Genomic DNA, 23,936 nt, shown 5'->3' with positions numbered 1-23,936 from the left:
TGTTCAGGCAGTTCTATAGCGATACCTGTCGCACCTGTTTCTCCAATTCCACCTTCAACCCCGGCTCCAGCTTCAGTTGCTTGGCCAATTCCTCCAGATACGCCTTTTCCATAAAGCTCTCCTCATCCACCAGCATCACGCTGGCGATGTACATTTCCGCCGCCATCTCCGGCGTACTCGCGGCGCGGGCGACGTCGCCTGGGTCGAGGGGTTTGTTGAGTTCGGCGTGCAGCCAGTGTTGCAGTTCCTGATCGTTGTCGAGTTTGGTGAATTCGCCTTCGATCAATTGGCGCTCGCGATCATCGATATGGCCATCAGCCTTTGCGGCGGCGACCAGTGCTTTGAGAATGGCCTGGCTGTGTTGCTCGGCCTGCGCCGGTGGCAAGCGGTCGAGGGTTTGCGGTTCGGTTTGTGGGGCGGTGCCTTTTTGCGCGTTCCAGTTGCCGTAGGCCTTGTACGCCAGCACACCCAGCGCCGCGAGGCCGCCGTAGATCGCGACCTTGCCGCCGACCTTGCGCACTTTCTTGTTGCCGAGAAGCAGCCCCATCGCCCCGGCCGCCAGCGCACCACCGCCGGCTCCCGACAGCAGACCGCCCAGCGCCCCTGAGCCTGAAGACCCACCAAGCAAACCGCCCAGGCCGCCAGCCGCCGGTTTGTTCTGCGCGCCGCCGGCCTTGTTCTGCAACAGATCCTGGCCGGATTTGAGTAGTTGGTCGAGCAATCCACGGGTGTTCATGTTCCGCCTCCAAAACAGGGGTTATCCGGATCTATCAGGCCCTCAGCCTAGTTCGAAAGTGCCCTGGCCCGGCCTGCGAGTGTGCTTCCAGATGTTGCTCAGCAGGCGCAGGCCCTTCGTGAAAATCGATATACACTCAGGCCAATCGATAAAAACCGCCCACCGGGTACCCTTCTCATGATGACCCTGCGTCAGATCCGTCACTTCATCGCGGTGGCCGAGACCGGCTCGATCTCCGCCGCCGCGCAAACCGCGTTCATATCCCAGTCGACCCTGACGCTGGCGATCCAGCAACTGGAAGAGGAAATCGGCGTCAGCCTGTTCAACCGTCACGCCAAGGGCATGACCTTGACTCATCAGGGTCATCAATTCCTGCGCCAGGCGCATCTGATTCTGGCAACGGTGGATAACGCCAAGCGCAGCCTGCAACAAAGCACCGACCAAGTGGCCGGGCAGTTGATTGTCGGCGTGACCAGTCTGGTGGCCGGTTATTACCTCGCCGATTTGCTCACCCGTTTTCAGCGCGCCTATCCCAATGTCGAGATCCGGGTGATGGAGGACGAGCGGCCGTACATCGAACATTTGCTGGTCAGCGGCGAGATCGATGTCGGCGTGCTGATCCTGTCCAACCTCGAAGACCGCCACGCCTTGCAAACCGAAGTGCTGACTCACTCGCCGCACCGTCTGTGGCTGCCGGCCCAGCATCCGCTGCTGGAGCACGACAGCATCAATCTCGCCGATGTTGCCCGCGAACCGCTGATTCAACTGAACGTCGACGAGATGGATCGCAATGCCCAGCGCCTGTGGCGCGGCGCCGGGCTGCAACCGAAGATCACCCTGCGCACGGCATCCACCGAAGCCGTGCGAAGCCTTGTCGCAGCCGGCCTGGGCGTGTCGATCCAGCCGGACATGACTTACCGCCCGTGGTCACTGGAGGGCGACATCATCGAAGCACGGCCGATTGCCGACCTCAACCAGACCCTCGACGTCGGTCTGGCCTGGCGCCGTGGGACAGCGCGCCCCGCTCTGGTCGATCCATTCCTGACCGTGGCCCGCGAGCAGCCGCACGGCGGACGCAAGCCATCTATTTAATCGAATGCCACCTTCAGTATTTAGAATTTGTCGACCTCGGAGCCGCACACTAGTCTTGCTGCATCTATAAGACGGTCGGTTCCCCGGTACGGGAGCCCCAATGACCACACAAGAAAAGAGATCGCGGAAAATGGCTGGCGTGCAGACCCCGATGTGTACCGCGTTGCTGATCGACGGCGAACTGGTCGCCGGGCAGGGTTTTGTCGAACCGATCCTCAACCCGGCCACCGGTGAAATCCTCACCCACATCGCCGAGGCCAGCACCGAGCAGGTCGAAACCGCGATTCTCGCCGCCCACCGCGCCTTTGCCGAATGGTCGCGCACCACACCGCAACAACGTTCCAGTCTGCTGCTGGACATCGCCAACGCCGTCGAAAAACACGCCGATTACCTCGCCCGCCTCGAAGCGCTGAACTGCGGCAAGCCGCTGCACCTGGCGCGGCAGGACGATCTGAGCGCCACCGTCGACGTGTTCCGCTTCTTCGCTGGTGCCGTGCGCTGCCAGACCGGTCAGCTCAGTGGCGAGTACCTGCCGGGTTACACCAGCATGGTGCGTCGCGATCCGATTGGCGTGGTGGCGTCGATTGCCCCGTGGAACTACCCGATCATGATGGCCGCGTGGAAAATCGCCCCGGCCCTCGCCGCCGGCAACACCCTGGTGTTCAAGCCATCCGAACACACACCGCTGTCGATCCTCGCACTGGCGCCAGCACTCGCCGAGATCCTGCCGCGCGGGGTCATCAACATCATCTGCGGCGGTGGCGAAGGCGTCGGTAGCCATCTGGTCGGTCACGCCAAGGTGCGCATGGTCTCGCTGACCGGCGATATCGTCACCGGGCAGAAGATCCTCCAGGCCGCGGCAAAAACCCTCAAGCGCACGCATCTGGAACTCGGCGGCAAAGCCCCGGTGATCGTCTGCAACGACGCGGATATTCAAGCGGTGGTCGACGGCGTGCGCACCTACGGTTACTACAACGCCGGGCAGGACTGCACCGCCGCGTGCCGGATCTACGCGCAAACAGGCATTCACGACAAATTGGTCGCCGAGCTCGGCGCAGCGGTCAGCAGCCTGCGCTTCGCCGGCAAGCGCGATGCCGACAACGAGATCGGCCCGCTGATCAGCACCCGCCAGCGCGACCGCGTCGCCAGTTTCGTCGAACGCGCCCTCGGCCAGCCGCACATCGAGCGGGTGACCGGCGCGGCGGTGCATTCCGGCGCCGGGTTCTTTTACCAGCCGACGCTGCTGGCCGGTTGCAAACAGACTGATGAAATCGTTCAGCGCGAAGTGTTCGGCCCAGTGGTGACCGTGACCCGCTTCGACGAACTCGCGCAAGCCGTGGACTGGGCCAACGACTCCGAATACGGCCTCGCCTCGTCGGTGTGGACGCAGAATCTGGACAAGGCAATGCAGGTCGCCGCCCGTTTGCAGTACGGCTGCACCTGGATCAACAGCCATTTCATGCTGGTCAGCGAAATGCCCCACGGCGGACTGAAACGCTCCGGATACGGCAAAGACTTGTCCAGTGATTCGCTGCAGGACTACAGCGTGGTACGGCACATCATGGCCCGCCACGGCCAGCATCTCTGACTACGCTAATAACAAGCCATCAACGGCATGCTTCACCGCGTTCACAACTGCCCCGACCATAATTTAAAGAAGAGGGTTCAACCATGTTCGTGCACAAGACCGCACTGCTCAGTGCAATCACCACGGCCCTGCTGGCCAGTGCCAGTCTGCAAGCCGCCGAGCCGCTGAAGGCCGTCGGCGCCGGCGAGGGTCAGCTGGATATCGTGGCCTGGCCCGGTTACATCGAACGTGGCGAGAGTGACAAGGCTTACGACTGGGTCACCGGTTTCGAAAAAGAAACCGGCTGCAAGGTCAATGTGAAGACTGCCGCCACCTCCGACGAAATGGTCAGCCTGATGGCCAAGGGTGGTTACGACCTGGTCACCGCGTCCGGTGATGCGTCATTGCGCTTGATCGTCGGCAAACGCGTGCAACCGATCAACACCGCGTTGATCCCGAACTGGAACACCCTCGATCCACGCCTGAAAGATGCGCCATGGTACGTGGTCAACAAGCAGACCTACGGCACCCCGTATCAGTGGGGCCCGAACGTGCTGATGTACAACACCAACGTGTTCAAGACGCCGCCGACCAGCTGGAATGTGCTGTTCGACGCGCAGAATTTCCCCGACGGCAAGCCGAACAAGGGTCGCGTGCAGGCCTATGACGGGCCGATCTACATCGCCGATGCGGCGCTGTACCTGAAAACCGCCAAGCCTGAACTGGGGATCAAGGATCCGTATCAATTGACCGAAGCACAGTACAAAGCGGTGCTCGATCTGTTGCGTGCGCAGCAGCCTTTGATCCACCGCTACTGGCACGACACCACGGTACAGATGAGCGACTTCAAGAACGAAGGCGTGGTGGCGTCGAGTGCCTGGCCGTATCAGGTCAACGGCCTGATCAATGAGAAACAGCCGATTGCCTCGACCATCCCGAAAGAAGGCGCCACCGGTTGGGCCGACACCACCATGCTGCACGCCGAGGCCAAGCACCCTAATTGCGCTTACAAGTGGATGGACTGGTCGCTGCAGCCGAAAGTCCAGGGTGACGTGGCGGCGTGGTTTGGTTCGTTGCCAGCCGTGCCGGCGGCGTGCAAGGAGAGCGAATTGCTCGGCGCCGAGGGTTGCAAGACCAATGGTTTTGACCAGTTCGACAAGATCGCCTTCTGGAAAACCCCGCAGGCTGAAGGTGGCAAATTCGTGCCGTACAGTCGCTGGACTCAGGATTACATCGCGATCATGGGCGGCAGGTAAGCCCTTTCAAGATCAAAAGATCGCAGCCTGCGGCAGCTCCTACATCAATGGACACCGCTTTCCTGTAGGAGCTGCCGCAGGCTGCGATCTTTTCGACGCAACACCTGATCACTTTTTGAAAGCCTGCTTTACCGGAGCACCGCACCATGACGCTTGCAGTCCAGTTCACCAACGTTTCCCGGCAGTTTGGCGAGGTGAAGGCCGTTGACCGGGTTTCCATCGATATTCAGGACGGCGAGTTCTTTTCCATGCTCGGCCCATCCGGCTCGGGCAAAACCACCTGCCTGCGCCTGATCGCCGGGTTCGAACAACCGAGCGCCGGCTCGATCCGCATCCACGGCGCCGAAGCGGCCGGTCTGCCGCCGTATCAACGTGATGTAAACACCGTCTTCCAGGACTACGCGCTGTTCCCGCACATGAACGTGCTGGACAACGTCGCCTACGGCTTGAAGGTCAAAGGCGTGAGTAAAACCGAGCGCCACAAGCGCGCCGAAGAGGCGTTGGACATGGTCGCGCTCGGTGGTTACGGCGCGCGCAAACCGGTGCAGTTGTCCGGCGGTCAGCGCCAGCGTGTCGCCCTCGCCCGCGCCTTGGTCAATCGCCCACGCGTGCTGCTGCTCGATGAACCGCTCGGCGCCCTCGATCTGAAATTGCGCGAGCAGATGCAGAGCGAACTGAAGAAGCTGCAACGCCAGCTCGGCATTACCTTCATCTTCGTGACCCATGACCAGACCGAAGCGCTGTCGATGTCCGACCGCGTGGCGGTGTTCAACAAGGGCCGCATCGAGCAGGTCGACAGCCCGCGCAATCTGTACATGAAACCGACCACCACCTTCGTCGCCGAATTCGTCGGCACTTCCAACGTGATTCGCGGCGATCTGGCGCGCCAGCTCAGCGGCCATCCGCAGCCGTTTTCGATTCGCCCCGAGCACGTGCGTTTCGCCGAAGGGCCGCTCGCCAGCCATGAAATCGAAGTCAGCGGCGTGCTGCATGACATCCAGTATCAGGGCAGCGCCACGCGCTATGAACTGACCCTGGAAAACGGCCAGACCCTGAGCATCAGCCACGCCAACAATCAGTGGATCGACAGCAGCGCGCAGCACCAGACCGGCCAGCGCCTGCACGCACGCTGGGCGCGGGAAGCGATGATCCCACTGCACGACACTGTTTCGAGCGGGGTGTGAGATGAACACGCTCGCAATGACTCAAGCACCGCCGCTGCGGCGGTTTTCCAACCTGCTCTATCGCAAGCCGAATCTGTATCTGTCGCTGCTGCTGGTGCCGCCGATGTTATGGTTTGGCGCGATCTATCTCGGCTCGTTGCTGGTGCTGCTGTGGCAGGGTTTCTACACCTTCGACGACTTCACCATGGCGGTCACCCCCGACCTGACCCTGGCGAATTTTGCCGCGCTGTTCCAGCCGTCGAACTTCGACATCATCCTGCGCACGCTGAGCATGGCCATCGTGGTGTCGATCGCCAGCGCCATCGTCGCGTTCCCGATTGCCTATTACATGGCGCGCTACACCACGGGCAAGACCAAGGCGTTTTTCTACATCGCGGTGATGCTGCCGATGTGGGCCAGTTACATCGTCAAGGCCTATGCGTGGACGTTGCTGCTGGCCAAGGGCGGTGTGGCGCAGTGGTTCGTGCAGCATCTGGGACTGGAGCCGGTGTTGCAGTTCATTCTGGGGATTCCCGGCGTCGGCGGCAGCACCTTGTCGACCTCACATCTGGGACGCTTCATGGTCTTTGTCTATATCTGGTTGCCGTTCATGATCCTGCCGATTCAGGCCTCGCTGGAGCGCCTGCCGCCGTCGCTGTTGCAGGCGTCTGCCGACCTCGGGGCCAAGCCGCGCCAGACCTTCATGCAGGTGATTCTGCCGCTGTCGGTGCCGGGTATTGCTGCCGGCTCGATCTTCACTTTTTCACTGACCCTGGGCGACTTCATCGTGCCGCAACTGGTCGGCCCGCCGGGCTACTTCGTTGGCAGCATGGTGTATGCGCAGCAAGGCGCGATCGGCAACATGCCGATGGCGGCGGCGTTCACGCTGGTGCCGATTGTGTTGATCGCGGTTTACCTGTCCATCGTTAAACGTCTGGGGGCCTTCGATGCACTCTGAAAAGGCTTCATTGGGTTTGCGCATCGCAGCCTGGGGCGGGTTGGTGTTTCTGCACTTCCCGATCCTGATCATCTTCCTATACGCCTTCAACACCGAGGAAGCGGCGTTCAGTTTTCCGCCAAAGGGTTTCACCCTGCACTGGTTCAGTGTGGCGTTTTCGCGGCCGGATGTGCTGGAGGCGATCAAGCTCTCACTGCAGATTGCCGCCATCGCTACGTTGATCGCGATGGTGCTCGGCACATTGGCTTCAGCTGCGTTGTATCGCCGGGACTTCTTCGGCAAGCAGGGCATTTCGCTGATGCTGATCTTGCCGATTGCGTTGCCGGGGATCATCACCGGGATCGCGCTGCTGGCGACGTTCAAGACGCTGGGGATCGAGCCGGGGATGTTCACCATCATCGTTGGTCACGCGACGTTCTGCGTGGTGATCGTCTACAACAACGTCATCGCCCGCCTGCGGCGTACTTCGCACAGTCTGATCGAGGCCTCGATGGATCTGGGTGCCGATGGCTGGCAGACCTTCCGCTACATCATCCTGCCGAACCTCGGCTCGGCGCTGTTGGCCGGCGGCATGCTCGCGTTTGCACTGTCGTTCGATGAAATCATCGTCACCACGTTTACCGCCGGGCATGAGCGCACGTTGCCGCTGTGGTTGCTCAATCAACTCAGCCGTCCTCGGGATGTGCCGGTGACCAACGTCGTCGCGATGCTGGTGATGATGGTGACCATGCTGCCGATCCTAGGCGCGTATTACCTGACCCGGGGTGGCGAGAGTGTCGCCGGTAGCGGTGGCAAATAATTGAATAACCACTGAACAAACCGAATCCCTGTAGGAGCTGCCGAAGGCTGCGATCTTGTTGCTTTGAAAATCAAGATCAAGATCAAAAGATCGCAGCCTTCGGCAGCTCCTACATGGTTCGGTTTCGACAGAACAATAAAAGTGTTAGTGAGGACAACAGACATGCAAACCAGACTCTTGATCAACGGCCACCTGGTCAACGGCGAAGGCCCGGCGCAACCGGTGCTCAACCCGGCGCTCGGCAGTGTGCTGGTGGAGATCAACGAAGCCTCCGAGGCCCAGGTCGATGCCGCCGTGCGCGCCGCCGATAACGCGTTCGCCGAGTGGTCGCAAACCACACCGAAAGACCGTTCGCTGCTGCTGCTCAAACTCGCCGACGCCATCGAAGCCCATGGCGAGGAACTGGCTAAACTCGAATCCGACAACTGCGGCAAGCCCTACAGCGCCGCGCTGAATGACGAGATTCCGGCGATTGCCGACGTGTTCCGTTTCTTCGCCGGCGCCAGCCGTTGCATGAGTGGTTCGGCCGGTGGCGAATACCTGCCTGGCCACACCTCAATGATTCGCCGCGACCCGGTGGGCGTGATCGCCTCGATTGCGCCGTGGAACTACCCGCTGATGATGGTCGCCTGGAAAATCGCCCCGGCCCTCGCTGCCGGTAATACCGTGGTGCTCAAGCCGTCGGAACAAACCCCGCTGACCGCGTTGCGTCTGGCCGAACTGGCGTCGGACATCTTCCCAGCCGGTGTACTCAATCTGGTATTCGGTCGCGGTCCTGCCGTCGGCAGCCCGTTGGTCACGCATCCTAAAGTGCGCATGGTCTCGCTGACTGGCTCCATCGCCACTGGCTCGAACATCATTTCCAGCACCGCCGACAGCGTCAAACGCATGCACATGGAACTGGGCGGCAAGGCGCCGGTGATCATCTTCGACGACGCCGATATCGATGCTGCGGTGGAAGGTATTCGCACCTTTGGTTTCTACAATGCCGGGCAGGACTGCACCGCCGCGTGCCGGATCTATGCGCAGCAGGGCATTTACGAAAAATTCGTCGAGAAGCTTGGCGCGGCGGTCAGCAGCATCAAGTATGGCTTGCAGGAAGATCCGTCGACTGAGCTTGGGCCGTTGATCACTGCGCAACATCGCGACCGCGTCGCTGGTTTTGTCGAACGTGCCGTGGCGCAGCCACACATTCGCTTGATCACCGGCGGCAAGGCTGTGGAAGGCAACGGCTTCTTCTTCGAACCGACGGTGCTGGCGGATGCACAGCAGGATGACGAAATCGTGCGCCGCGAAGTGTTCGGGCCGGTGGTGTCGGTGACCAAGTTCACCGATGAAGCCCAAGCGCTGGAATGGGCCAACGATTCGGACTACGGCCTCGCTTCCTCTGTATGGACGGCGGATGTAGGACGCGCTCATCGTTTGTCTGCTCGGTTGCAATACGGCTGCACCTGGGTGAATACCCACTTCATGCTCGTCAGCGAAATGCCCCACGGCGGTCAGAAACTGTCCGGCTACGGCAAGGACATGTCCATGTATGGGCTGGAGGACTACACCACGGTTCGGCATGTGATGTTCAAGCATTAACAGCAAAAAGATCGCAGCCTGCGGCAGCTCCTACAGNGCCCCTGTAGGAGCTGCCGCAGGCTGCGATCTTTTTCCGCGACACACGGATGATGTCGGCGATTCACCACCAGGCTTCACCGAAACCAAAACAATAACTACCGACCCGGGCGGCGCCCACAAAGCCCCGCCACGGTTTCGGCCATCCGAAATCTGCCGATTTCCCGGAGCAAAACACATGAGTGCCTCACCCGAACTCTCGGCCGCCGTTGCCGACAGCGATGCCGAACAACTGCGCAAACTGGGCTACACCTCGAACTTCAACCGCAGCATGAGCCTGTGGGAAAACTTCGCGCTGGGCTTCACTTATCTGTCACCGGTCGTAGGGGTTTATACCCTGTTCGGCCTGTGCCTCGCCGCCGGCGGGCCACCGATGTTCTGGGCTTACCTGCTGGTCGGTTGCGGCCAACTGCTGGTGTGCCTGATCTTCGGCGAAGTGGTGTCGCAGTTCCCGATTTCCGGCGGCGTCTATCCATGGGCGCGGCGCCTGGTTGGCAAGAAATGGGCATGGATGGTCGGCTGGATCTACTCCATCGCCCTGTGCGTGACCATTGCGGCAGTGGCTGTCGGTGCCGGGCCGTATCTGGCGGCGATGCTCGGATTTGAGCCGAGCAACAACACCAATATCGTCATCGCGCTGGTGCTGACACTGTTCGCCACGCTGGTCAATCTGAGCGGCACCCAAGTGCTGGCGCGGATCGCCATGTTCGGCTTCCTCTGCGAGCTGGTCGGCGCGGTGATCGTCGGCGTCTACCTGCTGGTCTTCGAACGTCATCAGCCGCTGAGCGTGCTGTTCAACACCTTCGACATCAGCGTTGACGGCTCGTACCTGCCGGCGTTCCTCACCGCCTCGCTGGCGGGGATGTTCCTTTACTACGGTTTCGAAGCCTGCGGCGACGTCGCCGAGGAAACCCCGAACCCCAGCGCAAAAATTCCGGTGGCCATGCGCATGACCATCTACATCGGCGGCATCGCGGCGATGTTCGCCTGCCTGGCGTTGATCCTCGCCGTGCCGGACATGCAAGCGGTGATCAACGGCACTGACAAAGACCCGGTCACCACCATCCTCAATAACACCTTCGGCCCGATCGGCTCGAAAGTGGTGATGGGCGTGGTGATGATTTCCTTCATATCCTGCGTCATCAGCCTGCAGGCAGCAGCCAGCCGTCTGCTGTACTCCTACGCTCGCGATGAAATGGTGATCGGCAGCCGACTGCTGAAAAAGATTTCTCCTACAACCCAAGTACCGGTTGCCGCACTGTTCGTGTCCGGCGTCCTGCCCGCCCTGATCATCGCCCTCGGTTTCTTCCTGCAGGACGCCGTGGCCACCATCGTCAGCTTCGCCGCCATCGGCATCTACCTCGCGTTCCAGATGATCGTGCTGGCCGCTTTGTACGCGCGGATGAAAGGCTGGAAACCCAGCGGCAAATTCACCCTCGGCGCGTGGGGCTGGCCAGTGAACATCGGCGCGCTGGCGTATGGCGTCGGCGCAATCATCAACATGGCCTGGCCTCGCACACCGGATGCGGCGTGGTATGTGAACTATGCGATGGTGTTGAGCACGGCGATCGTGATTGGACTGGGGCTGGTTTATATGTGGATCGGCAAGCCGTATGACCATGGGAAGGCGCCGGCTGGGGATGCGTGGAAGGTGAGTCGCTAAGACGAGTTCCCCGGAATCGAATTTTGATTCCGGGGCCTCCTCGAAGCGCCGTCATCAATTGTCTAGCCCTGAAACAGGTGTAAGCCTGTTTCAGGGCTAGACACACTCAAAACCGCGAAACACTGCGCATCGCATCCACCAGATAGCGCATCGCAATCCGGTCACTCTCCGACAACTCGCGATAACGCTCCACCAGCTTCAGCTCTTCAGAACTCAATCGACGCCTTCTGCGTCCGCTGCTCAGGCAGGGAAAGATGCCGAGCATTTCGGCGATGCCTTGTATTTTTGCCATGGACGATGTCCTTCTCTGATACGTCGAAGAATTGCTTGATCACCACATCGCCCTGCCCCTTACAGCAGCGCCTGTGCCCTGCCGGTCGCACCGGCCATGCCCATAGAATAGAAATTTAATCGGCGCTGAAAAGCGGTTTTTAGAGTAATTAGTCGAAAAAAGCAGATATGCCCTGTAAATCAGTAAGTGCCGTAGGACGTTTAACCGACATGTCTTGTTTCATTGACACGCTGTCATCGTGTATCAACGAATTTTGCTCGGCGAGCGAACCGTTTAAGCTAGCCGGCATCTGTTTATAGTCCGTTGCGTTTGGCCGAAGGCTTGTCCGAACCGTAATTTCTGATCCAGCACGTGCCAGGAAAGGCGCGGGATTGCTCACGACAGGTTGTATTTATGCACCGCAGGAATTTGCTCAAAGCGTCGATGGCCATTGCGGCTTACACCGGTCTCTCGGCTTCCGGCCTGCTGGCCGCCCGTGCCTGGGCCGCCAATGGTGGCGCCGCTGATGGCGAAGCGCAGGCCTTCGATTTCGAAGCGCTCAAGCGTCAGGCCAAGCAACTGGCCGGTTCGGCCTATCAGGACACTAAACAGGTGCTGCCGCCGACCCTGGCGACCATGACCCCGCAGAATTTCAACGCGATCCGCTACGACGGCGAACATTCGCTGTGGAAGGAAAACAAGGGTCAGCTGGACGTGCAGTTCTTCCACGTCGGCATGGGTTTCCGCCAGCCAGTGCGCATGTACAGCGTCGATCCGAAGACTCGCACCGCGCGCGAAGTGCATTTCCGCCCGACACTATTCAATTACGAGAACACCTCGGTCGATACCCAGCAGCTCAAGGGCGACCTGGGCTTTGCCGGCTTCAAGCTGTTCAAGGCGCCGGAGCTGGATCGTCACGACGTGGTGTCGTTCCTCGGCGCCAGCTACTTCCGTGCGGTGGATGCCACTGGCCAATATGGCCTCTCGGCCCGTGGCCTGGCCGTCGACACCTACGCGAAAAAGCGCGAAGAGTTCCCTGACTTCACCAAGTTCTGGTTCGAGACTCCGGAGCAGAACGCCACGCGTTTTGTGGTCTACGCCCTGCTCGACTCGCCGAGTGCGACTGGCGCCTATCGCTTCGACATCGATTGCCAGGCCGAGCGCGTGGTGATGGAGATCGACGCTCACATCAACGCGCGTACCGCCATCGAACAACTGGGCATCGCGCCGATGACCAGCATGTTCAGCTGCGGCACCCACGAACGGCGCATGTGCGACACCATTCACCCGCAGATCCACGACTCCGATCGCCTGGCGATGTGGCGCGGCAATGGCGAGTGGATCTGCCGCCCGCTGAACAACCCGGCGACCCTGCAGTTCAACGCGTTCGCCGACACCGATCCGAAGGGCTTCGGACTGGTGCAGACCGACCACGAATTCGCCAACTATCAGGACACTGTCGACTGGTACAGCAAGCGCCCGAGCCTGTGGGTCGAGCCTACAACCGCGTGGGGCGAAGGCTCCATCGATCTGCTGGAAATTCCGACCACCGGCGAAACCCTCGATAACATCGTCGCGTTCTGGACCCCGAAGAAGCCGGTGGCCGCCGGCGACTCGCTGAATTACGGCTACAAGCTCTACTGGAGCGCTCTGCCGCCAGTTGGCACACCGCTGGCGCGGGTGCATGCGACCCGCTCGGGCATGGGGGGCTTCGTCGAAGGCTGGGCACCGGGCGAGCACTATCCGCCGGTCTGGGCACGGCGCTTTGCCGTGGACTTCACCGGTGGCGGCCTGGATCGCCTGCCGCAGGGCACCGGGATCGAACCGGTGGTCACCTGCTCCAACGGCAAGGTGCAGGACTTCAGCGTACTGGTGCTCGATGACATCAAGGGTTACCGGATCCTGTTCGACTGGTACCCGACCAGCGACAGCGTCGACCCGGTGGAACTGCGCCTGTTCATCCGCACCAATGACCGCACATTGAGCGAGACCTGGTTGTACCAGTACTTCCCGCCGGCGCCGGACAAGCGCAAGTATCCTTGATGATGTGAGGCGCCTGCATGGGCCTCTACATTGTTTTTTTGAGCAGAACGAATCCCTGTAGGAGCTGCCGAAGGCTGCGATCTTTTGATCTTGTTCATGCCCCGTGAAAGTCAAAAGATCGCAGCCTTCGGCAGCTCCTACAGGGAATGTTGTCAGCCGAGAGGACAGTGCAAATGGATATCGCAGGGTTCCAGGGCAAACAGCTCAGGATCTGCCTGATCAACCAACCGGCAACCCTGACGCTGATAAAACTCCACGGTATTGCGCGATTCGGTGGCTGAGACATACAACGCCTCGGCACCAAACCGTCGCCCCTGCTTACAAGCCAGCGCAAACAACTTCGCCCCCAGCCCTTGCCCGCGGTAATCACGGCTGATGTGCAGAAACTTCAACTGGCGCATGCTCAACCCCTGATTGTGAATAACCCGGTTATCCACAACCACCGCCGCGACCAGTGCCAGCCCATCGAAAACCCCGTACAACCAGCCACCGCGCCGCAAGCACTTCTCCAGCGCCAGCGCGTTTTCCTCAGCTTCGCCTTCCGGCCAGCCACGCATGTCGAAATGTACCGGGTACAGAATCAGCTCACCGTTTTCCAGCCGATAACATTCCTCCACCAGCTCACTGCGGTCGATCTGCGCCAGCAGCGGCAAGTCGTGTTCGGTCAGTTCTCGCTCGATCAACATGCTCGACTTCCTTGGCAAATGGCAGGCAAGAAAAAACCCGCCGGTTCAATGGCGGGTTTTATAGACGTTGCGCCGGTTTGAAATCAATCGCGCAGATCGGATTCGTGAATCGGCTGATCACGATGGGTCGCGCGCTGATACTGCGCCGGCCATACCGCTTTGCGCCCACCCAGATCATCGTCGGCATGCAGCGGCCAGTAAGGGTCACGCAGCAGCTCGCGAGCGAGGAAGATGATGTCGGCCTGACAGGTGCGCAGAATGTGCTCGGCCTGCGCCGGCTCGGTAATCATGCCGACGGTGCCGGTGGCGATGCCTGACTCCTTGCGCACCCGTTCGGCGAAGCGCGTCTGATAACCCGGCCCCACAGGAATCTCGGCGTTGGCGGCGGTACCACCGGAAGAGACGTCGACCAGATCCGCTCCCAATGCCTTGAGGCGGCGCGCCAGTTCGACGGTTTCATCCGGGTTCCAACCATCTTCGACCCAATCGGTGGCCGAAACCCGGACAAACACCGGCAACTCTTGCGGCCAGACCTCGCGTACGGCCTCGGTGACTTGCAAGACCAGCCGAATACGGTTTTCGAACGAACCACCGTATTGATCGCGGCGCTGATTGCTCAACGGTGACAGGAACTGATGCAGCAGATAACCGTGGGCGGCATGCACCTCGACCACGCTGAAACCTGCGGTCAGTGCGCGTTTGGCGGCGGCAACGAAGGCGTGGATCACTTCGGCGATCTGCGCTTCATCGAGCTGTTTCGGTTGCGTGTGCTGCGGGTCGAAGGCTATCGGCGATGGCCCGACCGGGGTCCAGCCGCCATCCTCCGGTTTGACGCTACCGTGTTTGCCGATCCATGGCCGATGGGTGCTGGCCTTGCGCCCGGCGTGGGCCAGTTGAATGCCAGCAACCGCGCCCTGTGCCGTGATGAAACGGGTGATGCGTTGCAGCGGTTCGATCTGTTCGTCGTTCCACAGACCGAGGTCTTCGGCGGTGATTCGTCCGTCGGCAGTGACCGCCGTGGCCTCGGTGAAAATCAGTCCGGCACCGCCCACCGCGCGGCTGCCCAGGTGCACCAGATGCCAGTCGTTGGCCAGACCGTCGACGCTGGAGTACTGGCACATCGGTGACACGGCGATGCGGTTGGGCAGGGTCAGTTGGCGAAGGGTAAAGGGTTCGAGCAGCAGACTCATGGGGCACCTCTCAAATCAGTGGGCAGGCTCCAGGGTTCTGTTTGAAAAGTCGACGAGTGACAAAAAAGGCGCAGCACCCGCCCCCGCGGGCAAAAAATTCGACAAGACGTCACAAGGCCAATCAAGCAGTGCTTAGAGCCTAGTCGACAACCGGGGATGAGGGAGGGTTCAGAGTGATTCAGTGGTGAAAGGGTGCTTTCGCGAGCAGGCTCGCTCCCACAAAGACAACACCGTGCCTGTGGGAGCGAGCCTGCTCGCGAATGGAGTCAGCGTGGTTCGATGTGGGCAATCATCAATTGCACCGACTCGTTGCCCCGAAACTCGTTAACGTCGAGCTTATAAGCCAGCTCGACCCACTGAATGGTCGGGTTCGGCCACACATCACGGTCAATGCCGAACGCGATGCCATCCAGCTTCACCGACCCGCACTCGCTTTTCAGCACTACTTTCAGATGGCGCTCGCCGACCACGCGCTGCTCGACCAACTGGAACACACCATGGAACAGCGGCTCCGGAAAATGCTGGCCCCAAGGCCCGGCATGGCGCAGGGCGCGGGCCAGTTCGAGGTGGAATTCCTCGACGGCGAGCGTGCCGTCCGAGAGCATCCGCCCGGTCAGGTCTTCTTCGCGAAGTTGCCGACGCACTTCGGCATCGAAAGCCTCGGCGAACAGCGCAAAATTCTCCTGTGGCAAGGTCAGGCCCGCCGCCATCGCGTGACCACCGTATTTGGCAATCAGGTTCGGATGCTGCGCGGCCACCACGCTCAGGGCGTCACGAATGTGGAAGCCTTGCACCGAACGCCCAGAGCCCTTGAGCAGCCCGTCGCCAGCATCGGCGAAGGCAATGGTCGGGCGGAAATAACGCTCTTTCATCCGCGAGGCGAGAATGCCGATCACGCCCTGATGCCACTCGGGATCGAACAGGCACAGGCCGAACGGCATTGATTCCACCGGCAAATCCTTGAGCTGGGCCAGCGCCTCGCGCTGCATGCCCTGCTCGATGGATTTGCGGTCCTGGTTCATGCCGTCCAGTTGCGCGGCCATTTCCCGCGCCAGATTGGCGTCGGCAGTGAGCAGGCATTCGATCCCGAGGCTCATGTCATCCAGGCGCCCCGCCGCATTCAAGCGCGGGCCGACGATGAAACCCAGGTCGGTGGAGGTAATCCGCGCCGCGTCACGCTTGGCCACTTCGAGAATCGCCTTGATCCCCGGCCGTGCGCGCCCGGCGCGAATCCGCTCAAGGCCTTGATGCACCAGAATCCGGTTGTTGGCGTCCAACGGCACCACGTCGGCGACGCTGCCCAGCGCCACCAGATCGAGCAACTCACCGATGTTCGGCTGTGGCTTGCTCTCATACCAGCCGAGACTGCGCAGGCGCGCGCGCAAGGCCATCAGCACGTAGAAAATCACCCCGACCCCGGCCAGCGCCTTGCTCGGAAACTCGCAGCCTGGCTGATTCGGGTTGACCAGTGCATCGGCCAGCGGCAGTTCATCGCCGGGCAAGTGGTGGTCGGTGATCAACACTTTGAGTCCCGCGCGCCTGGCGGCAGCCACGCCTTCGACGCTGGAGATGCCGTTGTCGACAGTGATCAACAACTGCGGCTCACGGGTCAGGGCGACTTCGACGATTTCCGGGGTCAGGCCATAGCCGTATTCGAAGCGGTTCGGCACCAGATAATCGACATGCGCCGCGCCCAGCAGACGCAAGCCGAGCACGCCGACCGTACTGGCCGTCGCCCCGTCCGCATCGAAGTCACCGACGATCAGAATCCGCTGACGCTGCTCCAGCGCCGTCACCAGCAGATCCACCGCCGCCTCGATGCCCTTGAGCTGCTGGAACGGAATCAGCCGCGCCAGACTTTTATCCAGCTCGGCCTCGGATTGAACGCCCCGCGCCGCGTACAAACGGGTCAGCAAAGGTGGCAGATCACCGAGAAACGGCAGCGTGGCAGGCAACGGTCGAGGATCAATACGCATGGGGTAACGGAAACTTCTCTTGAATACGTGGGATTAATCTGCAGGCGACGCGGGATCAGCCGCGCTCGCCTGCCAGCCATTCCAGCTGGACTTCGTGCTGACCACGGTCGTCGGTGACGAAGATCGTGCCTTCGCTGATCATCACATCCCACTTGATGACACGCGGCATGTCCTTGGCCAGGGTTTCCAGCACCTCTTGCGGCACGGCGGCGATGTTGACGTTTTTCAGGTTCTTCGCCACCGGCACCACTTTGCCTTCCCATACGCGCAGGCTGCCATAGGCCAGCAGGCTGGTGCGTTCGGTGCGACGCGAGCACCAGGTCAGGCGATCGGCATCCGGCTGGCCGACTTCAATCCAGTGCAGAACACGGTCGTCCAGGCTTTTTTCCCACAGCGCAGGTTCATCCACATCCGACAGACCACGGCCAAACGACAGCAGTTCGTTGTACCAAAGGGCGTAGGCCAGCAGCCGCACGGTCATGCGCTCTTCGGTTTCCGAAGGGTGACGGGCGATAGTCTGCTTGACGCTCTCGTAGACACCACGGTCGAGGTCAGTGAGGTTCAGTTCGAATTTGTAAGTGGTAGACGGCTGGGCCATGAACGGGCTTCTTGATACGAGGAAAGTCGGCAAGTCTAACCGATGCGGTAGGCAATCATCGAATTGATGGCGATCAAGCTGCGGCGTCTGACAGCCGGCTATGTTAAAACGCTGTATCTGCTCAGCCTTGTCCTACAGGATTCAGTATGCCGTTCGCCAACAAACCGCTCAGCGGTGTGAAAGTCATTGAATTGGGTACGTTGATTGCCGGGCCGTTCGCCTCACGCATTTGCGGCGAGTTCGGCGCCGAAGTGATCAAGGTCGAATCGCCCGACGGCGGCGATCCGCTGCGCAAATGGCGCAAATTGTATGAAGGCACTTCGTTGTGGTGGTTCGTTCAGGCGCGCAACAAGAAGTCGCTGACGCTGAATCTCAAGCACCCCGAGGGTCTGGCGATCCTGAAAAAACTGCTGGGCGAAGCCGACATCCTGATCGAGAACTTTCGCCCCGGTGTCCTGGAAAAACTCGGGCTGAGCTGGGAAACCCTGCATGCCCTGAATCCGAAACTGGTGATGGTGCGCCTCTCGGGGTTCGGCCAGACCGGGCCGATGAAGGATCAACCGGGCTTCGGCGCGGTCGGTGAATCCATGGGCGGCTTGCGCTACATCACCGGTTTCGAGGATCGGCCACCGGTGCGCACCGGGATTTCCATCGGTGATTCGATTGCCGCGTTATGGGGCGTGATCGGTGCGCTGATGGCCCTGCGTCACCGCGAGGTCAACGGTGGCCTCGGCCAGGTCGTCGATGTCGCGTTGTACGAGGCGATTTTCGCCATGATGGAAAGCATGGTGCCGGAGTTCGACGTGTTCGGTTTCATCCGCGAGCGCACCGGCAACATCATGCCGGGCATCACGCCGTCATCGATCCACACCAGTGCCGACGGCAAGCATGTGCAGATCGGCGCCAATGGCGACGCGATCTTCAAACGTTTCATGCTGATCATCGGCCGCGAGGATCTGGCCAACGACCCGACGCTGGCGAGCAACGACGGGCGCGACACTCGCCGTGACGAGCTGTATGGGGTGATCGACCGTTGGGTCAATTCGCTGCCGCTGCAAAGCGTGCTCGACCTGCTCAACCAGGCGGAAGTGCCGGCCAGCCGGATCTTCAGTGCCGAAGACATGTTCAGCGACCCGCAGTACCTCGCCCGGGAAATGTTCCTGCAGGCGAAACTACCGGACGGCAAGCCTTTCAAGATGCCGGGCATCGTGCCGAAACTCTCCGAGACGCCGGGCACTTCCGAATGGGTCGGGCCACAGCTCGGTGAACACAATGCGCAGGTGCTGCACGATCTTGGCTACGACGAACAGCAGATCGCCCGGTTGCGCACAGACGGAGCCATTTAAGCTGAAACATCGCCAGACATCGGCCGCCAACCGCGCCCACCACTGGTGGACGTGGCGGCTGTTCGGCCTGCTGTTTCTGCTGGCCCTGCCCGCCTGGGCGCAAGCGAAACCCACGCTGATCTGGTTGCTGCGCGACTTGCCGCCCCTGACCATCTTCGAAGGCCCGAAAAAGGGCCAGGGCGTCATCGATCAACTGATGCCGATGCTGATCGCCGGCATGCCGCAATACGAACACACGCTGATGCGGGTCAATCGCGCCCGGGGCATGCAGATGCTGCACGAGCCGACCTTCACTTGCGATCCGTCGCTGATCTGGAGCAAGGAGCGCACGCAATGGATCGCTTTCTCTATTCCGGCGTTTCGCGCTGTCAGTAATGGTTTGGTGGTGCGTCAGCAAGATCGCGAGGTACTGGCGCCATACCTGGTCGACGGTGAAGTTGATCTGACGGCATTTCTGGCCAACGGCGAAATCAAGGTCGGCGTCGTCGCAGAACGCAGTTACGGCGAGTATCTCGACACGCTGCTCAAGCAGGCCCCGGACGGTGCGCTGACGCCGCATTATGGCAACGACGCCCTGAGCAGCCTGCTATCGATGCAGCGCCTGGGGCGGCTGCAAGTGGTGTTGGGTTACTGGCCGGAGATCCGCTATCAGGCGCATCAGGCGCAAATCGCCGAAGACCAACTGGTGTTCTATCCGATTCGTGGCACCGGCAAATATCTGTCCGGCTATGTCGGGTGTTCCGATACGCCTCAGGGCCGTCAGGCGATCAGTGAGATCAACCAACTGCTGCGTACCCTGCCCCATGAGCAACTGAATCAGTCGTATGCCGACTGGCTGGACCCCGAAATGCGCACGGATTACCTGCAACAGGCACGAATCTTTTTCGAACAACAGGCCGCGCAATAAAAACCTGCGGGCAAAAAGAAACCCCGAGAAGTGGGGAGACGACTCGGGGTTAAACGCGGTCTACATAAAGACCCGTAGCAGCAAGCGACAAGCACCGGAGCACAATGCTTGATCCTGCTGTTACGGGGTCTGACTGACGGGGATGCAGGAAGGTTCCCACAAAAAATATTTCATCTTTACAGTGCCGCACGCTTATCCAGCGCCGCATTGCGCAAAGCCGCGATGACACAGGGCTCCAGCCGCCCTTCGGCGATAAGGACGTCGCGGTGCAAACCGTCGACCACATCGGTCAGCAGGCGTTTGTCGGTCAACTGCGCCTGATTGAATTCGCGCTCGACCACAAGGGCGCCGTTGCTGTTCTTCAGCGTCACCAGGCATTCGCCATGGGCGCCACACGGAGTCAACGTCACCTGATACGGGCTCAGAGCCTCACCGAGCAATAGACTGATACTTTCCATCTCGATCTCCACTCAATAGTCCGAAAACATTGTGCCTGGGGCGTGTTCACATTAAGTGACCACCGGCCCGAGAAGAAAGTTCTGAATGCCGCGCTGCTCACGAAGCAGTTAGCGGTCTGTCAGAGCATGCACGGTGAAGATGACAGAAACATAACCGTCGGTTCAGGCACCGGCCGGCTGGGCTGCCGTTTGCAGGTAGCGGTCCAGCAGCCCGCGCATCAGCACCGCCGAAACCGGCGTTTGCAGGCGCCCCAGCAGCATCAACGCCTGTGTTTGCAGCAGGCTTTCGAGATCGCTCAGCAGGCCCGGTGCTACTCGCCCCAACAGAATGACAGCACTGGCCTCCCGCTCGGCCGCCAGATGCCGGATCAGCGCCAGGCCTTCCCCGCCTTTCAGCTGCGGATCGCAGATCGCGATGTCGACCCTTGTACGACGTTCCAGCGAGCAGCGTGCCGAGGCCAGCGATGACGCCGTGAGCACGTCATAGATACCGAACGCGTTGAGCATCTGGTGCAACGCCATCATTCGATAAGGATCTGGTTCGAGAATCAGGACTTTGAGCGAGCGCATGGGCGACCTCGGAAACGGCAATCGCGGACTCGCCGCAGGGGTTGCCCACTTTAGGCGAGCCTCCTTCAGTCCCCCATCGGAAAAAGAGGCGCGAGACATAGGAAATTTCCCAATATCAATGCGGACCTTATCCCGCCTCAGCCTCACGCTGGGTGATATCTGTCCAGCCCCCGAGCAGGCCGCGCAATTCCCCTTTGGCGCTGTAGAACGGGACGGTCCACTGGTAGATTTCCCGATTGCCATCGTTGAATTGCAAACGGCGCTTGCTGAAGCGGGTCCTGCGCGTTCTCAACTGAATCATGAACTCATCATGCAGCGTGGCGGCAGTGGCTCGCGGTAGCGCATCGACCTCGATCAAACGGCATCCCTGCACCTGCTCAAAGCGGAGCGACAAGGCCTCTTCGTAACTCTTGTTGCACAGGATCAGGCGCCCTTCCAGGTCACGGACGAACACCGGATCGGGCATGGCATCAATCAATGCACGCTGGAAGACCAACTGATCGTCGAGCTCGCTTTGCACGTCTCGATGCCGCTTGATCACGGCCGCCATTCGCCGATTCCATAACAGCGACATCACGCAAAAGCCCCCCACCAAAACCACCCCCCAGCAGCTCGAGCGGAGCCAGTGCTGCCAACCGGCGGCGGCAGGTTTCGGCCCGATGCCGCCCAGCCAGTTCAGGCGAATGGCCCGGAGTTCGGAAGCCGGGAACGCTTCAAGCGCCTTGTTCAGGATGCTCAGCAATTGCGGCTGACCCTTGCGCACGGCCAGAAGATCGGCCTCCCATTTCCCCTCCAGCAATTCGCCGACCTTCAGCAGGCCGGAGGGATAGAGTTGCGCACCGATTTCATTTTCGATGGTGGCATAGGCCTCACCGCTTTCGACCAGCGCCCGCGCCTCGGCATAGGTTTTCACCGAACGTAACTCGATGGACGGATAATCGCGCCGGATCACCCCCTCCAGCGCATGCCGACCCGGCAATACCAGCACCCGTTTGGCCAACTGCTCCAGTGACTGCACCTGCGGCTCGCCGGCGCGGCCGACAAATACCCAGCCGGCACCGCCAAAGGCATGACTGAAATCCAGGCTCAATCGGCGTTCATCATTCATCGCCAGGGTTGTGCTGATGTCCGCAGCACCGGTTTCCAGGCGCTCGAGCATTTGCGCGGTGGAAAAGGATTCCCGGTAGATGAACTGCAAGCCGGTCATGGCGCTGATGCGCTTGAGCACATCGCTGTTGAGGCCGCTCCAATGACCGTGCTCGTCCAGAAACAGGTACAACGGGTACTGCTCCGCCGCCACGATCACCGTCGGATTATCGCGAATCCATTGCCGCTCTGCCTCATCCAGCACCACAGTGCCGATGTTCAACTTCTCTTTCTCATGCGCCAGATGCGCCGCCGCGCTCACGCGCCAGCCGTACAACAGGCACAACAGCAGAACCTGCTTCAGGGTGTGTTTCCATCCTCTTTCAAACAGCATTGCCACTTCCTTCGTGATCGACTCACCCGTCCTTCATGGGCGAAAACCCGAGCAGTGTGGCAGCAGAAACAAAAAAGCCCGTCAGGAGACGGGCTTCAAAATGTGACAGCTTTTTCGGCTTACAACGGCTTGCCGCGGTTGCCATGCTGGCTGACAAAGGCCTGTACGGCTTTCAGTTCGTTCGGCAGAACGGTGCAACGCTCGTTTCGCTCAAACAAATCAGAAAGATGTGCAGGCAGTTCGAGAGCTTTTCCTACACCGGCTTTCTCCACGGCATCCGGGAATTTCACCGGATGTGCAGTGCCCAGAATCACCATCGGGATGTCCAGGCTGCGACGGCATTCGCGGGCGGCCCTGACGCCGATGGCGGTGTGCGGGTCCAGCACTTCGCCGCATTGCGCGTAGACTTCGGCGATGGTTTCGCAGGTTTGCGCGTCATCCACGGCCAGCGAGTCGAACAGTTTGCGGGCTTCGGTCCAGCGTTCTTGCTCGACGCTGAAGCCACCGCCCTGCTTGAACGAATCCATCAGCCCGGCGATGGCCGCGCCGTTGCGACCGTGCAGGTCGAACAGCAGGCGTTCGAAGTTCGACGAGACCATGATGTCCATCGACGGCGACAGCGTGGCGTGCAGGGTTTCCTTGACGTACTGATTGCCGCTCATGAAGCGGTGCAGGATGTCGTTGCGGTTGGTGGCGACGATCAACTGGTTGATCGGCAGACCCATGTTGCGCGCCAGGTACCCGGCGAAAATGTCGCCGAAATTGCCGGTCGGCACCGAGAACGCCACCGAACGCGCCGGGCCGCCCAGCTGCAGGGCTGCGTGGAAGTAGTAGACGATCTGGGCCATGATCCGCGCCCAGTTGATCGAGTTCACCGCTACCAGGCGCGTGCCCTTGAGGAAGCTCTGGTCGGCGAAGCTGTTCTTGACCATTTCCTGGCAGTCATCGAAGTTGCCTTCGATGGCGATGTTGTGGATGTTCTCGCCGACAATCGTCGTCATCTGCCGACGCTGCACTTCGGACACACGGTTGTGCGGGTGCAGGATGAAGATGTCGACGTTTTCGCAATGCTTGCAGCCTTCGATGGCGGCCGAACCGGTGTCACCCGAGGTGGCACCGACGATGACCACGCGCTCGCCGCGCTTTTCCAGCACGTAATCGAGCAGACGACCGAGCAGTTGCAGGGCAAAGTCCTTGAACGCCAGGGTCGGGCCGTGGAACAGCTCCAGCACCCATTCGTTGCCGTTGAGCTGACGCAGCGGCGCCACGGCGCTGTGCGAGAACACGCCGTAGGTTTCTTCGAGGATCTTTTTGAAATCCGCGTCAGGAATGCTGCCGGTGACAAACGGGCGCATGACCCGGAAGGCTAGCTCGTGATACGGCAGGCCGGCCCAGGAAGCGATTTCTTCCTGGGTGAAACGTGGCAGGTTTTCCGGGACGTACAGACCGCCGTCGGTGGCGAGACCGGCCAGCAGGACGTCTTCGAAATTCAGGGCCGGTGCCTGGCCGCGGGTACTGATGTAACGCATGACTGACTCCAATGGAGAGTGTGCA

General features: G+C 60.7%; 21 protein-coding genes. 11 read left to right on the top strand and 10 right to left on the bottom strand.

Features of this window, described 5'->3' with window-relative positions; genetic code table 11:
- Nucleotides 1-13: 13 nt before the first annotated feature.
- Nucleotides 14-736: a tellurite resistance TerB family protein gene (locus ACTJKS_RS02290; RefSeq protein WP_108181796.1), complete on the bottom strand. Its 723-nt coding sequence runs from the start codon at nt 734-736 to the stop codon at nt 14-16.
- 177 nt (nt 737-913) lie between these two features.
- On the opposite strand from ACTJKS_RS02290, the gene ACTJKS_RS02285 reads away from it, so the two are divergent.
- The 8 genes from ACTJKS_RS02285 to ACTJKS_RS02250 all read left to right on the top strand — a co-directional run bounded on the left by ACTJKS_RS02285 (nt 914) and on the right by ACTJKS_RS02250 (nt 10,857).
- On the top strand, nt 914-1,828 hold the full coding sequence (locus tag ACTJKS_RS02285; RefSeq protein WP_007954670.1) for a LysR family transcriptional regulator: 915 nt from the start codon (nt 914-916) through the stop codon (nt 1,826-1,828).
- Between the two features lie 130 nt (nt 1,829-1,958).
- Nucleotides 1,959-3,416, top strand: a complete 1,458-nt coding sequence (locus ACTJKS_RS02280; RefSeq protein ID WP_108181795.1) for a gamma-aminobutyraldehyde dehydrogenase — start codon at nt 1,959-1,961, stop codon at nt 3,414-3,416.
- Nucleotides 3,417-3,499: 83 nt separating this feature from the next.
- Nucleotides 3,500-4,651, top strand: a complete 1,152-nt coding sequence (ydcS, locus tag ACTJKS_RS02275; RefSeq protein WP_095667415.1) for a putative ABC transporter substrate-binding protein YdcS — start codon at nt 3,500-3,502, stop codon at nt 4,649-4,651.
- 146 nt (nt 4,652-4,797) lie between these two features.
- Complete coding sequence (locus ACTJKS_RS02270) at nt 4,798-5,835, top strand: ABC transporter ATP-binding protein (RefSeq protein WP_198758703.1); 1,038 nt, start codon at nt 4,798-4,800, stop codon at nt 5,833-5,835.
- 1 nt (nt 5,836) lies between these two features.
- On the top strand, nt 5,837-6,772 hold the full coding sequence (locus ACTJKS_RS02265) for an ABC transporter permease (protein WP_198758704.1): 936 nt from the start codon (nt 5,837-5,839) through the stop codon (nt 6,770-6,772).
- Entirely contained in the window at nt 6,762-7,571 is an 810-nt protein-coding gene (locus ACTJKS_RS02260; protein WP_007967757.1) for an ABC transporter permease, read from the top strand. Before ACTJKS_RS02265 ends, ACTJKS_RS02260 begins: the two co-directional genes overlap by 11 nt.
- Before the next feature lie 162 nt (nt 7,572-7,733).
- On the top strand, nt 7,734-9,158 hold the full coding sequence (locus ACTJKS_RS02255; RefSeq protein WP_108181793.1) for a gamma-aminobutyraldehyde dehydrogenase: 1,425 nt from the start codon (nt 7,734-7,736) through the stop codon (nt 9,156-9,158).
- Between the two features lie 214 nt (nt 9,159-9,372).
- Entirely contained in the window at nt 9,373-10,857 is a 1,485-nt protein-coding gene (locus ACTJKS_RS02250) for an APC family permease (RefSeq protein ID WP_108181792.1), read from the top strand.
- 106 nt (nt 10,858-10,963) lie between these two features.
- Here the strand turns inward: ACTJKS_RS02250 and ACTJKS_RS02245 are convergent, their stop codons facing one another.
- Nucleotides 10,964-11,149, bottom strand: coding sequence for a hypothetical protein (locus ACTJKS_RS02245; protein ID WP_041063212.1), 186 nt, complete (start codon nt 11,147-11,149; stop codon nt 10,964-10,966).
- 393 nt (nt 11,150-11,542) lie between these two features.
- Here ACTJKS_RS02245 and ACTJKS_RS02240 point away from each other — a divergent pair, with 393 nt between their 5' ends.
- Complete coding sequence (locus tag ACTJKS_RS02240; protein ID WP_108181791.1) at nt 11,543-13,171, top strand: glucan biosynthesis protein D; 1,629 nt, start codon at nt 11,543-11,545, stop codon at nt 13,169-13,171.
- 152 nt (nt 13,172-13,323) lie between these two features.
- Here ACTJKS_RS02240 and ACTJKS_RS02235 read toward each other — a convergent pair whose 3' ends face one another.
- The 4 genes from ACTJKS_RS02235 to ACTJKS_RS02220 all read right to left on the bottom strand — a co-directional run bounded on the left by ACTJKS_RS02235 (nt 13,324) and on the right by ACTJKS_RS02220 (nt 17,621).
- Nucleotides 13,324-13,857: a GNAT family N-acetyltransferase gene (locus ACTJKS_RS02235; protein ID WP_108181790.1), complete on the bottom strand. Its 534-nt coding sequence runs from the start codon at nt 13,855-13,857 to the stop codon at nt 13,324-13,326.
- Between the two features lie 83 nt (nt 13,858-13,940).
- Nucleotides 13,941-15,047 carry an NADH:flavin oxidoreductase/NADH oxidase gene (locus ACTJKS_RS02230; RefSeq protein ID WP_108181789.1) on the bottom strand — a complete coding sequence of 369 codons (1,107 nt, stop codon included), beginning with the start codon at nt 15,045-15,047 and terminating at the stop codon, nt 13,941-13,943.
- A gap of 266 nt (nt 15,048-15,313) precedes the next feature.
- The gene (recJ, locus tag ACTJKS_RS02225; RefSeq protein ID WP_041063196.1) at nt 15,314-17,023 is read right to left on the bottom strand and encodes a single-stranded-DNA-specific exonuclease RecJ; all 1,710 of its coding nucleotides are present in this window, start codon (nt 17,021-17,023) and stop codon (nt 15,314-15,316) included.
- A 55-nt stretch (nt 17,024-17,078) separates the two neighbouring features.
- On the bottom strand, nt 17,079-17,621 hold the full coding sequence (locus ACTJKS_RS02220; RefSeq protein ID WP_041063193.1) for a YaeQ family protein: 543 nt from the start codon (nt 17,619-17,621) through the stop codon (nt 17,079-17,081).
- Nucleotides 17,622-17,767: 146 nt separating this feature from the next.
- Between ACTJKS_RS02220 and ACTJKS_RS02215 the strand changes: the two genes are divergently transcribed.
- On the top strand, nt 17,768-18,967 hold the full coding sequence (locus tag ACTJKS_RS02215) for a CaiB/BaiF CoA transferase family protein (protein ID WP_108181788.1): 1,200 nt from the start codon (nt 17,768-17,770) through the stop codon (nt 18,965-18,967).
- The gene (locus ACTJKS_RS02210; RefSeq protein ID WP_232966780.1) at nt 18,915-19,874 is read left to right on the top strand and encodes a TIGR02285 family protein; all 960 of its coding nucleotides are present in this window, start codon (nt 18,915-18,917) and stop codon (nt 19,872-19,874) included. Before ACTJKS_RS02215 ends, ACTJKS_RS02210 begins: the two co-directional genes overlap by 53 nt.
- Before the next feature lie 176 nt (nt 19,875-20,050).
- On the opposite strand, the gene ACTJKS_RS02205 is transcribed toward ACTJKS_RS02210, so the two are convergent.
- The 4 genes from ACTJKS_RS02205 to thrC all read right to left on the bottom strand — a co-directional run bounded on the left by ACTJKS_RS02205 (nt 20,051) and on the right by thrC (nt 23,911).
- Nucleotides 20,051-20,332 (bottom strand): DUF3509 domain-containing protein, encoded by a 282-nt coding sequence (locus ACTJKS_RS02205; protein ID WP_041063178.1) that lies wholly within the window; start codon nt 20,330-20,332, stop codon nt 20,051-20,053.
- Between the two features lie 162 nt (nt 20,333-20,494).
- Nucleotides 20,495-20,902, bottom strand: coding sequence for a response regulator (locus tag ACTJKS_RS02200; RefSeq protein WP_086792202.1), 408 nt, complete (start codon nt 20,900-20,902; stop codon nt 20,495-20,497).
- A 127-nt stretch (nt 20,903-21,029) separates the two neighbouring features.
- On the bottom strand, nt 21,030-22,382 hold the full coding sequence (locus tag ACTJKS_RS02195; protein ID WP_262947977.1) for a transporter substrate-binding domain-containing protein: 1,353 nt from the start codon (nt 22,380-22,382) through the stop codon (nt 21,030-21,032).
- A gap of 119 nt (nt 22,383-22,501) precedes the next feature.
- Complete coding sequence (gene thrC / locus ACTJKS_RS02190) at nt 22,502-23,911, bottom strand: threonine synthase (protein ID WP_108181786.1); 1,410 nt, start codon at nt 23,909-23,911, stop codon at nt 22,502-22,504.
- Nucleotides 23,912-23,936: the final 25 nt, after the last annotated feature.

Origin of the sequence: Pseudomonas sp. 22189 (assembly GCF_052045635.1) — a bacterium.
GTDB classification, from domain to species: Bacteria; Pseudomonadota; Gammaproteobacteria; order Pseudomonadales; family Pseudomonadaceae; genus Aquipseudomonas; species Aquipseudomonas parakoreensis.
This window is presented reverse-complemented; position numbering and strand designations above follow the sequence as displayed.

What these genes read in the sequence shown, in the direction of transcription:
- ACTJKS_RS02290 (WP_108181796.1), bottom strand. Translation starts at nt 736, where the DNA reads ATGAACACCCGTGGATTGCTCGACCAACTACTCAAATCCGGCCAGGAT.
- ACTJKS_RS02285 (WP_007954670.1), top strand. Translation starts at nt 914, where the DNA reads ATGATGACCCTGCGTCAGATCCGTCACTTCATCGCGGTGGCCGAGACC.
- ACTJKS_RS02280 (WP_108181795.1), top strand. Translation starts at nt 1,959, where the DNA reads ATGGCTGGCGTGCAGACCCCGATGTGTACCGCGTTGCTGATCGACGGC.
- ydcS (WP_095667415.1), top strand. Translation starts at nt 3,500, where the DNA reads ATGTTCGTGCACAAGACCGCACTGCTCAGTGCAATCACCACGGCCCTG.
- ACTJKS_RS02270 (WP_198758703.1), top strand. Translation starts at nt 4,798, where the DNA reads ATGACGCTTGCAGTCCAGTTCACCAACGTTTCCCGGCAGTTTGGCGAG.
- ACTJKS_RS02265 (WP_198758704.1), top strand. Translation starts at nt 5,837, where the DNA reads ATGAACACGCTCGCAATGACTCAAGCACCGCCGCTGCGGCGGTTTTCC.
- ACTJKS_RS02260 (WP_007967757.1), top strand. Translation starts at nt 6,762, where the DNA reads ATGCACTCTGAAAAGGCTTCATTGGGTTTGCGCATCGCAGCCTGGGGC.
- ACTJKS_RS02255 (WP_108181793.1), top strand. Translation starts at nt 7,734, where the DNA reads ATGCAAACCAGACTCTTGATCAACGGCCACCTGGTCAACGGCGAAGGC.
- ACTJKS_RS02250 (WP_108181792.1), top strand. Translation starts at nt 9,373, where the DNA reads ATGAGTGCCTCACCCGAACTCTCGGCCGCCGTTGCCGACAGCGATGCC.
- ACTJKS_RS02245 (WP_041063212.1), bottom strand. Translation starts at nt 11,149, where the DNA reads ATGGCAAAAATACAAGGCATCGCCGAAATGCTCGGCATCTTTCCCTGC.
- ACTJKS_RS02240 (WP_108181791.1), top strand. Translation starts at nt 11,543, where the DNA reads ATGCACCGCAGGAATTTGCTCAAAGCGTCGATGGCCATTGCGGCTTAC.
- ACTJKS_RS02235 (WP_108181790.1), bottom strand. Translation starts at nt 13,857, where the DNA reads ATGTTGATCGAGCGAGAACTGACCGAACACGACTTGCCGCTGCTGGCG.
- ACTJKS_RS02230 (WP_108181789.1), bottom strand. Translation starts at nt 15,047, where the DNA reads ATGAGTCTGCTGCTCGAACCCTTTACCCTTCGCCAACTGACCCTGCCC.
- recJ (WP_041063196.1), bottom strand. Translation starts at nt 17,023, where the DNA reads ATGCGTATTGATCCTCGACCGTTGCCTGCCACGCTGCCGTTTCTCGGT.
- ACTJKS_RS02220 (WP_041063193.1), bottom strand. Translation starts at nt 17,621, where the DNA reads ATGGCCCAGCCGTCTACCACTTACAAATTCGAACTGAACCTCACTGAC.
- ACTJKS_RS02215 (WP_108181788.1), top strand. Translation starts at nt 17,768, where the DNA reads ATGCCGTTCGCCAACAAACCGCTCAGCGGTGTGAAAGTCATTGAATTG.
- ACTJKS_RS02205 (WP_041063178.1), bottom strand. Translation starts at nt 20,332, where the DNA reads ATGGAAAGTATCAGTCTATTGCTCGGTGAGGCTCTGAGCCCGTATCAG.
- ACTJKS_RS02200 (WP_086792202.1), bottom strand. Translation starts at nt 20,902, where the DNA reads ATGCGCTCGCTCAAAGTCCTGATTCTCGAACCAGATCCTTATCGAATG.
- ACTJKS_RS02195 (WP_262947977.1), bottom strand. Translation starts at nt 22,382, where the DNA reads ATGCTGTTTGAAAGAGGATGGAAACACACCCTGAAGCAGGTTCTGCTG.
- thrC (WP_108181786.1), bottom strand. Translation starts at nt 23,911, where the DNA reads ATGCGTTACATCAGTACCCGCGGCCAGGCACCGGCCCTGAATTTCGAA.